The organism is Vibrio sp. 10N.286.46.A8 (assembly GCF_041470165.1).
GTDB lineage: Bacteria > Pseudomonadota > Gammaproteobacteria > Enterobacterales > Vibrionaceae > Vibrio > Vibrio tasmaniensis_A.
In genome coordinates, this window is record NZ_JBFRLX010000198.1 from 17,327 (window position 1) to 27,508 (window position 10,182).

Annotated in this window: 8 protein-coding genes; 5 read left to right on the plus strand and 3 right to left on the minus strand. The window is 42.7% G+C overall.

Annotated features, from left to right (window positions below):
- Nucleotides 1-499: 499 nt before the first annotated feature.
- Both ligA and zipA read right to left on the minus strand, forming a co-directional pair.
- Nucleotides 500-2,512: an NAD-dependent DNA ligase LigA gene (ligA, locus tag AB4232_RS18395; protein ID WP_371727523.1), complete on the minus strand. Its 2,013-nt coding sequence runs from the start codon at nt 2,510-2,512 to the stop codon at nt 500-502.
- A gap of 92 nt (nt 2,513-2,604) precedes the next feature.
- Nucleotides 2,605-3,741 (minus strand): cell division protein ZipA, encoded by a 1,137-nt coding sequence (gene zipA / locus AB4232_RS18400; protein ID WP_372087704.1) that lies wholly within the window; start codon nt 3,739-3,741, stop codon nt 2,605-2,607.
- A 229-nt stretch (nt 3,742-3,970) separates the two neighbouring features.
- Between zipA and cysZ the strand changes: the two genes are divergently transcribed.
- The 5 genes from cysZ to crr all read left to right on the plus strand — a co-directional run bounded on the left by cysZ (nt 3,971) and on the right by crr (nt 8,972).
- A complete protein-coding gene (gene cysZ, locus AB4232_RS18405) occupies nt 3,971-4,729 on the plus strand; it encodes a sulfate transporter CysZ (protein WP_135384103.1) in 759 nt (252 codons plus the stop codon).
- A 236-nt stretch (nt 4,730-4,965) separates the two neighbouring features.
- Nucleotides 4,966-5,934 carry a cysteine synthase A gene (gene cysK, locus AB4232_RS18410; RefSeq protein ID WP_012604562.1) on the plus strand — a complete coding sequence of 323 codons (969 nt, stop codon included), beginning with the start codon at nt 4,966-4,968 and terminating at the stop codon, nt 5,932-5,934.
- 303 nt (nt 5,935-6,237) lie between these two features.
- Complete coding sequence (locus tag AB4232_RS18415; protein WP_004734263.1) at nt 6,238-6,495, plus strand: HPr family phosphocarrier protein; 258 nt, start codon at nt 6,238-6,240, stop codon at nt 6,493-6,495.
- 136 nt (nt 6,496-6,631) lie between these two features.
- Complete coding sequence (gene ptsI / locus AB4232_RS18420) at nt 6,632-8,356, plus strand: phosphoenolpyruvate-protein phosphotransferase PtsI (protein WP_009847363.1); 1,725 nt, start codon at nt 6,632-6,634, stop codon at nt 8,354-8,356.
- A 106-nt stretch (nt 8,357-8,462) separates the two neighbouring features.
- Nucleotides 8,463-8,972, plus strand: coding sequence for a PTS glucose transporter subunit IIA (gene crr, locus AB4232_RS18425; RefSeq protein WP_009847364.1), 510 nt, complete (start codon nt 8,463-8,465; stop codon nt 8,970-8,972).
- A 573-nt stretch (nt 8,973-9,545) separates the two neighbouring features.
- On the opposite strand, the gene AB4232_RS18430 is transcribed toward crr, so the two are convergent.
- Nucleotides 9,546-10,182, minus strand: a 637-nt coding sequence (locus tag AB4232_RS18430; RefSeq protein WP_372087705.1) for a flagellin, incomplete at its 5' end; no start/stop codon positions are given.

The window sequence follows — 10,182 nt, forward strand, 5'->3', positions numbered from 1 at the left end:
TAGCTGTTTGAATATTTCCCGCCTAAAGTTGGCCGCCGTAGAGAGAAATACCTTTTCTTGTTTGAGAACCCTGAAACACCGAATTCTCGATTTCCTTTCTGGTTATACACAATGTGCATCCATGCCAATAAGACTAACTTCACCCCAAAAAAGATCAATGAGAACTTAATTTTCATCTAAAAAAATATGAGTTGGTGCAAATTTATTATGTACTTAGTGATCCAGATCTACTAATTGAAAAAACCGAGGGATCAAAGAGTAAAAACATTAAAAAACAAAAACTTACTAACGCAGCAGCCTCTTAAAAATTGATATCACTCGCATTTAGCAAACAACTATAACAACATTTCATTAATGTTGAGCGTCATCACTGTCCTGATTTCATAGTTCGTATAGGAACAAATTTCTCAACAATTAAAAAGTGATTACTTTTATATCAGAAACGAAAAAGGCACTCCCTTGAAAGGAGTGCCTTTGAGCTTTTTTTATCTGTATTTACTTACGAAATAAGGGCTATTAGATCTTCTTCTGTTCTTATTTCGATACCTAAATCTTGTGCTTTAGTCAGTTTAGAACCAGCGGCTTCACCAGCAAATAAGATATCCGTTTTCTTAGACACGCTACCGGTTACTTTTGCACCTAAAGCTTGCAAAGCAGCTTTCGCTTCGCTGCGACCTAATTTAGAAAGTGAGCCAGTCAACACAACTACTTTGCCTTCTAACGGTAGCTCTTGATCATCCGCAACAGCTTCAATTGCAGGCCAGTTAACTCCAAGCTCGATAAGTTGGTCGACTACTGCTCTGTTTTTCTCTTGTGAGAAGAAGCTCGTGAGGTGACTTGCTACGATGTCACCAATATCTGACACTTCAACCAACTGCTCATGAGTTGCAGCTTGAACCAACTCTAGCGTTTTAAAGTGCTGAGCTAAGTTCATAGCCGTCGCTTCACCGACTTCTCGAATTCCTAAAGAATAAAGGAAGCGTGCCAATGTCGTGTCTTTCGCTTTGTTAAGCGCACTCACTACATTCTGTGCCGATTTAGGTCCCATACGATCAAGAACCGTAATCACGCCCGCGCTCAACTTAAACAGGTCCGCTGGCGTTTCGACCATTTCGCGATCCACAAGCTGTTCTATCACCTTTACGCCAAGGCCATCGACATCCAGCGCCTTTCTAGACACAAAGTGCTTAAGTGCCTCTTTACGCTGCGCCTGACACACTAAACCGCCAGTACAACGCGCTACAGCTTCGCCCTCTACGCGCTCCACTGCAGAATTACATACAGGGCAGGCGTCCGGGAACACAATGTCTTTAGCCGTCTCAGGACGACGATCTTGTACAACAGCTACAATTTGTGGAATGACGTCACCAGCGCGGCGGATAATCACGCTATCTCCGACCTTCACACCTAAACGAGCGATCTCATCAGCGTTGTGCAGGGTTGCATTACTCACCGTCACGCCGCCAACAAAAATAGGTTCAAGCTTAGCAACCGGCGTAATAGCGCCTGTACGACCAACCTGAAACTCAACATCATTGAGCAGAGTAATTTCTTCTTGAGCTGGGAACTTATAAGCAATAGCCCAGCGAGGTGCACGTGCAACAAAACCTAGAGTTTCTTGTGCGGCAATGTCATCAACCTTAATCACCACCCCATCAATTTCATAAGCCAAGGTGTCACGACGAGTCATGATATCTTGGTAATAGGCTTTTACATCTTCAAGAGAACTTAGCTGCTTTGTCTCTGGGCACATAGGCAAGCCCCAAGCTTTCAGCTGCAGGAATCGTTGATAGTGGCTATTTGAAAGCTCAGCGCCTTGTACAACACCGACACTGTATGCGTAGAAAGCCAAGGGGCGTTTTGCTGTAATACGAGAATCAAGCTGACGTAAGCTACCTGCGGCGGCATTACGTGGATTCACAAAGACCTTCTCACCCTTCTTCAATGCCATCTCATTCAATTTGTCGAAGCCCGCTTTTGGCATAAACACTTCGCCACGTACTTCAATACGTTCTGGCCAGCCTTCACCTTGTAACTTAAGCGGAATCGAGCTGATCGTACGCACGTTTTCGGTAATATTTTCGCCAGTCGCACCATCACCACGCGTCGCTGCCTGTACTAAGGTGCCTTTTACATAGAGTAGGCTCACCGCCAAACCATCAAGCTTAGGTTCACAACAGAAGATCTTTAGGTTCGCTGTTGGCGATCGATCAGACATGCGCTTATTGAACGCATCTAAATCGTCATCAGAGAAAGCATTATCTAAAGAAAGCATCGGGATCTCATGGGTCACTTGAGTGAAGCCGTCTAGAGGCTGACCGCCGACACGCTGACTCGGCGAATCTACCGTCACAAGTTCTGGGTTCTCTTCTTCGATCTTTAGCAGTTGTTGCATCAATCGATCGTACTCGACATCAGGGATCTCAGGGCTATCTTCTACGTAATAACGAACGGCATGATAGTGCAGAGTTTCTCTTAACTGCTCTAAGGTAACTTGAATCGATTCTTTCATATCATTCTCTGTCGTGATTGAAATATCAAAAAGGGCTCCCTTAGGAGCCCTTTTCTATAAATATAGATTATTTACAAGGCTAAACAATACGGCTAGGCGTTAGCTGCCGTCATAAAGTCTCGGATTTGCTTGCGGTAGTCAGACAAACGGTTTGGCGTCATTAAGTTACGTGACTCATCCAATACGTTTCCGCCCATATCGTCGGCAATTTTCTGTGCAGCACTCAGCATCAAATTGAAGTTTTGATCAGCTTGACCATAACAAGGCAGCGTCATAAAGAACGAAATACCTTTGGTGGTAAAGTCAGCAGGGTCGTCATGTTCTAGTGTTCCTGGCTGCATCATATTTGCTACGCTGAAAATAACTTTTGGCTCATCGCTCGCTTGTGCAAAGCAGTGATAAATCGACATTTCACCATAAGCTAGGCCGTTGTTCTCCATGCTACGGAAAAGTTCAGTACCCACAAATGGGATCTCCCCAGCACAGTGAACATTAAGAACAATGACTTCAAGGCCAAGATCTTCATCTGAATGAGCTTTTTCATCTAACTTACTTTCGTTAACTAAATTAACTTCGTCACCCAACTGAGCTTCTTCTGCTAAGTTAGCATCTTTATCTAACTTAGTTTCTTCAACCGAAGTAACACTTTGTGCTGCAACCACTTCTTTCCCAATAAATGGTTCGCTTGGCGTTAAGCCTTCGCTAGAAAGTAGTGGATCAGCGACCGTATCAGAGGCTTCTTCAAACGAACCGTACTGCTCTTTAAAGCCTGCGTGATTTTGTTTTTGCTCGTCAGTCAATTCAAAGTTAGGAACTTCAGGTTCAACAACCTTCTCTTCCTCAACCTGTTCAAGTTCACCTTTAACTTCGATCGGGTCTTCAACACTGAAAGAAGGAAGATCATTCAATTCTATTTCGTCTTCGTGAGCTTCTTTTTGCTGTGGCGCTGACAATGGATCTGAGTCAATCAGCGGATCAGTTGCAGACGGTGAGACAGCAAAATCCGGTTCTTTACGCTCTTTTCGGATTATCTCAAAATCATCCTCAGGAGCGAATGAACGGTTTGGGATCGTTTCAGCTTCATCTAAGCTGTCGTTATCAAGCTTACCAAGCGGCTTATCTCCAAACTTTGCTTTCCCTTCTTTCTTACTCGTCCATAGACCATGGAACAATAATGCGGCGATAGCTAATGCGCCAACAATAATGAGTACAAATCGCAATTCCTGCATTTTTCGCTCTCAGCTTTCTTAGTCAACTAGCTATAAACACGCTGTCACTAAGTTAGGTTAATTTGGCTAATCTCACTACTCTATCAAAAGTAGCCACTGTTTTAGAACCACTTAATACAATTAGTTCATTACTTGGTGTGATTTTCACCACGCTTTTTTTCTTAATTTCGGTCGAGTACACTAGAGATGTTTGCTATTTAACCAAATTCACATGTGACCCAATTTAAATATGACTATTGAATCTGTTCCTCGCTCTGGCTTTGGCTATTTTATTTTCGGAATAAAAATTGCCTTATCGCCGAGTATCCGTAAGTTTGTGCTGCTTCCTCTTATCGCTAACGTGTTACTTGTGGGCGGTGCTTTATTTTATATTTTCTCCAACTTAAACACTTGGATTGAAGGTTGGATTGGTGCATTGCCAAGTTTCTTGTCGTGGTTGTCATATATCCTATGGCCACTACTTGTGTTAACCGTTTTGGCCACGTTTTCGTATTTCTTCAGTACACTCGCTAACTTTATTGCTGCACCTTTCAACGGATTACTCGCGGAAAAAGTCGAAGAACTGCTGAGTGGTAAAAAAATCAATGATGATGGTTTACTGGATGTACTTAAAGACACCCCTCGTATTTTAGCAAGAGAATGGCGCAAGCTTGTCTATATCCTGCCAAAAGCGATCGGTTTGTTCCTACTTTTGTTAATTCCAGCGCTAGGACAAACTGTTGCACCGTTTTTATGGTTCATTTTCACTGCATGGATGTTAGCTATTCAGTACGCTGACTACCCGTTCGACAACCATAAAATCAAGTTCGATGACATGAGAAATAATTTGAAACAAAAGCAAGGTAAGAGCTACAGCTTCGGCGCACTTGTTTCTGTGTTTACTACCATTCCAGTTTTAAACCTGATTGTGATGCCAGTTGCCGTCTGCGGCGCTACTGCAATGTGGGTTGCAGAGTTTAAAGACCAAGCCCTACGCTCTCGTCTATAGCTATCGCCTATAGTTCTACAGCCTGCTCTAACAACGCCTATCTTTTTGAAGTTCTGATTTCAATAAAGATAGGCGTGAATCCTGCGACATCTCTATATGATATAACTTTTTAATCCTTTTACCTTTTTTTCAACTTGTTTAATCTAAATTCAAGCTAAACAAACATCGAAAGACACTAGACGGTAAATTGGTAGATATACTACGTTTAGTTCTGTCATTAAATGAAGGAATATCGCATGAGCAAGATCTACGAAGACAACACCCTAACGATTGGTAACACACCTCTAGTCCGCCTAAACAAAGTAAGCAAAGGTAACGTCCTAGCTAAGATCGAAGCTCGTAACCCAAGCTTCAGCGTTAAGTGTCGTATCGGTTCAAACATGATCTGGGAAGCAGAAAAAGCAGGTACGCTTAAGCCAGGTATCGAGCTTGTTGAGCCTACCAGTGGCAATACAGGTGTTGCTCTTGCATTTGTTGCTGCAGCGCGCGGTTACAAGCTAACACTAACAATGCCTGAATCAATGAGCCTAGAACGTCGTAAGCTGCTTAAAGCTCTTGGCGCAAACCTAGTGCTAACTGAAGCACCAAAAGGTATGAACGGCGCGATTGCTAAAGCTGAAGAGATTGTTGCTTCAGACCCAGACAAGTATCTACTACTGCAACAATTCAACAACCCAGCGAACCCACAAATTCACGAGCAGACAACTGGCCCGGAAATTTGGGAAGCAACAGATGGTGAGATCGATGTGTTTGTAGCCGGTGTAGGTACAGGTGGCACTATCACTGGAACAAGTCGTTACATTAAAGGTGAAAAAGGCAAAGCCATCACTTCTGTAGCTGTTGAACCAGCAGAATCTCCAGTGATTGCACAGGCACTTGCAGGTGAAGAAATCAAACCAGCACCACACAAAATCCAAGGTATTGGCGCAGGTTTCATTCCTGGCAACCTAGATTTAGACATTATTGACCGTGTAGAGTCGGTAACTTCTGAAGAAGCTATTGAGATGGCTCAACGCCTAATGAAAGAAGAAGGTATCCTAGCGGGCATCTCATCTGGTGCAGCAGTAGTAGCAGCAAACAGAATTTCGGAACTGCCTGAATTTGCAGGGAAAACTATCGTTACTGTACTACCAAGCTCGGGCGAACGTTACCTTAGTACGGCCCTATTTGCTGGTATCTTTACGGAAAAAGAGAACCAACAATAATATGTGGTCAAATCAATTTTTCGTCCAAAAAAGCCCCATTTAGGGGCTTTTTTGTTGATCCCTGCCTCACCTTTGGTAATATCGGGTCTGTTTTATTTTTCGCTTCAAAATAAAAGAAGCAATAAACAAATTCTGAAAGTCATGAGTACTCAACAAAAGACGACCATGGCTGGATAAAAATTTATAACCAGTCTAAGTTCTAACACGAACATGGCGTACTAGCCTCTAGCGCATTTGAGCTAAAGCAGTTAAGCTAAATCTGGTTACAAACTTACAAAAAATAAATTAATTGGGGTATATAAAATGTACGAGAAGCAAGTAGAAATCACAGCAGAAAACGGTCTTCACACTCGTCCAGCTGCACAGTTTGTTAAAGAAGCAAAATCTTTCGACGCTGACATCACAGTGACTTCTAACGGCAAAAGCGCTAGCGCGAAAAGCCTGTTCAAACTACAAACTTTAGGCCTAGTAAAAGGTACTAACGTTACTATTTCAGCTGAAGGCCCTCAAGCTCAGCAAGCTGTAGACCACCTAGTTGCTCTTATGGATCAACTACACTAATACGGTCTCCTTCTTTCAAAGCCATTTTGCACAGCAAAGTGGCTTTGTTCGAAATAGATAGCAATAAGCGCGACATTAGTCGACGACTTAAAGTCACACATTCTCCCGTTTACAGTTGAACAACTAAGGTAAGGCTATGATTTCAGGCATCCTAGCATCTCCTGGTATTGCTTTCGGTAAAGCACTACTACTTCAAGAAGATGAAATTGTCCTAAACACTCAATCTATCTCAGACGATCAAGTTGAAGCAGAAGTTCAGCGTTTTTTTGACGCTCGTAACAAATCTTCTCAACAACTTGAAGTTGTAAAGCAAAAAGCACTTGAAACTTTTGGCGAAGAAAAAGAAGCAATCTTTGAAGGCCACATCATGCTGCTTGAAGATGAAGAGCTAGAAGAAGAGATTTTAGCACTCATCAAGAAAGACAAAATGCACGCAGACAACGCGATCTACACAGTGATCGAAGAGCAAGCTGTTGCACTTGAGTCGCTTGATGATGAGTACCTAAAAGAACGTGCGACTGATATCCGTGATATCGGTACTCGCTTCGTTAAAAATGCACTAGGCATCAACATTGTATCTCTAGCAGATATCAATGAAGAAGTTATCCTAGTTGCTTACGATTTAACGCCATCTGAAACGGCACAAATCAACCTAGACTACGTTCTTGGTTTTGCTTGTGACATCGGCGGTCGTACATCTCATACTTCAATCATGGCACGTTCACTTGAGCTTCCAGCTATCGTTGGTACTAACGATATCACTAAGCAAGTTAAAAACGGCGACATGCTTGTGCTAGACGCGATGAACAACAAGATCATCATCAACCCTTCTGACGCTGAATTAGCAGAAGCTAAGAAAATCAAATCTGATTTCGAAGCAGAAGCAGTTGAACTAGCAAAACTAAAAGACTTACATGCTGAAACTCTAGACGGTCACCGTGTAGAAGTTTGTGGCAACATCGGTACAGTAAAAGACTGTGACGGTATTCTGCGTAACGGCGGTGAAGGCGTTGGTCTGTACCGTACTGAATTCCTATTCATGGACCGTACTGCACTTCCTACTGAAGAAGAGCAATACGTTGCTTACAAAGAAGTAGCGGAAGCAATGGAAGGCGAGTCAGTGATTATCCGTACTATGGATATCGGTGGCGATAAAGACCTACCATACATGGACCTTCCACAAGAAATGAACCCTTTCCTAGGCTGGCGTGCAGTACGTATCAGCTTGGATCGTCGTGAAATTCTACGTGACCAACTACGTGGTATCCTACGTGCATCTGCACACGGTAAACTACGCATCATGTTCCCAATGATCATTTCTGTTGAAGAGATCCGTGAACTGAAAAAAGCAATCGAAGAGTACAAAGTTGAACTTCGCGCTGAAGGCCTAGCTTTCGATGAAGAAATCGAAATCGGCGTAATGGTTGAGACTCCAGCAGCAGCTGCAATCGCACACCACCTAGCGAAAGAAGTATCTTTCTTCTCTATCGGTACTAACGACCTAACGCAATATACTCTTGCGGTAGACCGTGGTAACGAAATGATTTCTCACCTATACAACCCACTATCTCCAGCGGTTCTTCTTGTTATCAAGCAAGTAATCGATGCTTCTCACAAAGAAGGTAAATGGACAGGTATGTGTGGCGAACTAGCAGGTGATGAGCGTGCAACTCTACTTCTTCTTGGTATGGGTCTAGATGAGTTCTCTATGAGCGGTATCTCTATCCCTAAAGTTAAGAAAGTAATCCGTAACTCTAACTTCGCTGAAGTTAAAGCTATGGCTGACGAAGCACTATCTCTACCTACAGCTGCAGAAATTGAAGCTTGTGTAGAAAAGTTCATCGCTGAGAAAACTCAGTAATCACCAAGAGCTTAATGAAGTTAGACGGCTAAAAATAGTCGTCTAATTTGTTAGATTGGTATAGTATATTCTACAGAATAAAACTAAACGTTAGGAGCATGACACAATGGGTCTGTTTGACAAACTGAAAAAGCTTGTATCTGATGACAGCGCTGATGCTGGTGCAATCGAAATCATCGCACCTCTTTCTGGTGAAATCGTAAACATCGAAGACGTGCCAGATGTAGTTTTCGCTGAAAAAATCGTTGGTGATGGCATTGCTATCAAACCAGCTGGCGATAAAATGGTAGCTCCAGTTAACGGTACTATCGGTAAAATCTTCGAAACAAACCACGCATTCTCTATCGAGTCTGACGACGGTATTGAGCTTTTCGTTCACTTCGGTATCGATACTGTTGAACTTAAAGGCGAAGGCTTCACTCGTGTAGCTGAAGAAGGTCAATCTGTTAAAGCTGGTGACACTATCATCACTTTCGACCTTGCGCTTCTAGAAGAGAAAGCAAAATCTACGCTTACTCCAGTTGTTATCTCTAACATGGACGAAATCAAGGAGCTGAACAAGCTTTCTGGTTCTGTAACTGTTGGCGAAACTCCAGTTCTTAAAGTAACTAAGTAATCCCGATTACTTATCTGCTTTAATTAAAACGCTACCTAAGGGTGGCGTTTTTTGTGCCTGCTATATTTGTTCAATACCTCAGATAGGCATTACTGACTATCACACCGAAACCCTTCTCCTAGTTCCCTCAACCAATGACAACTACACTGACCGTTTATCCCCTGCTATCCGACCTAGTTTTTTACTAAACGTTGTTAAGCGCTATTCAAGGCATTTCGCCTATACATCAAATTACACTTGTGAATTTTAACAAACAGAGATCTCTGATATTTCGTTCTACTCGATTCTGAGATGACGACTAAAGACTTCGATTCAGGTAAACAATTGATCAATACCGCCTATAGTCGTCACTCCCTACTGTGAGAGACGAGCGTGATAGGGAATCTCGCTTTTGCGTCTGCTTACCAGCACTGCACTTTTCCAAATATACCTTCGCTAAATAACAGGCAATAAAAAACCCAGCCGAAGCTGGGTTTGTTTAGCGCTCATCTCTCACCACGAGCTAGTTTGTGGAAGCCTAACGTTGACGCTTGTGATCAACAACGCTTAAAGTCAACGTGGCCTTTCAACCGATTAGCCTAGTAGGCTAAGTGCTGAGTTTGGAGCTTGTTTCGCTTGCGCAAGAATTGAACTTGAAGCCTGTGAAAGAATCTGAGACTTAGTCATATTAGTCGTTTCTTTCGCGAAATCGGTATCTTTGATACGGCTCTTAGATGCATTAACGTTCTCGTTGATGTTATCTAAGTTGTTAATTGCGTGGTCAAAACGGTTTTGGAATGCACCAAGCTCAGAACGGTGGCTATCTACATATTTAAGTGCCGCATCGATAACAGCAACAGATTCTTGTGCACCACCAACAGACGTTACGTCGATAGTATCAACCGTTACTTGCTTACCCTCTAGAGTTTTTGGGTCCTCAGGTTTCGCACCTGCTTGCATGCCTAATTCATCTGATAAAGCACCAGAAAATGCAATTTCTCCATCAACTTTATTGTTGCCAGCGAAGATTTGCAGTTTACCTTCTTCATCAATTGATGCTTTTACTAGGTCTTGTTGACCGTTAATGTAAGTCGCTAGCTCTTCAATGTCATCGCCAGCTTTAGCAGAGATGTTGATTTCTCGTTGGTCACCGAAGCTGTCTTTTAATGACATGGTTAAGTCATTCGCACCAGCTTTCACGCCCCAATCTTTACCTTTAGCTTCTGTAAAT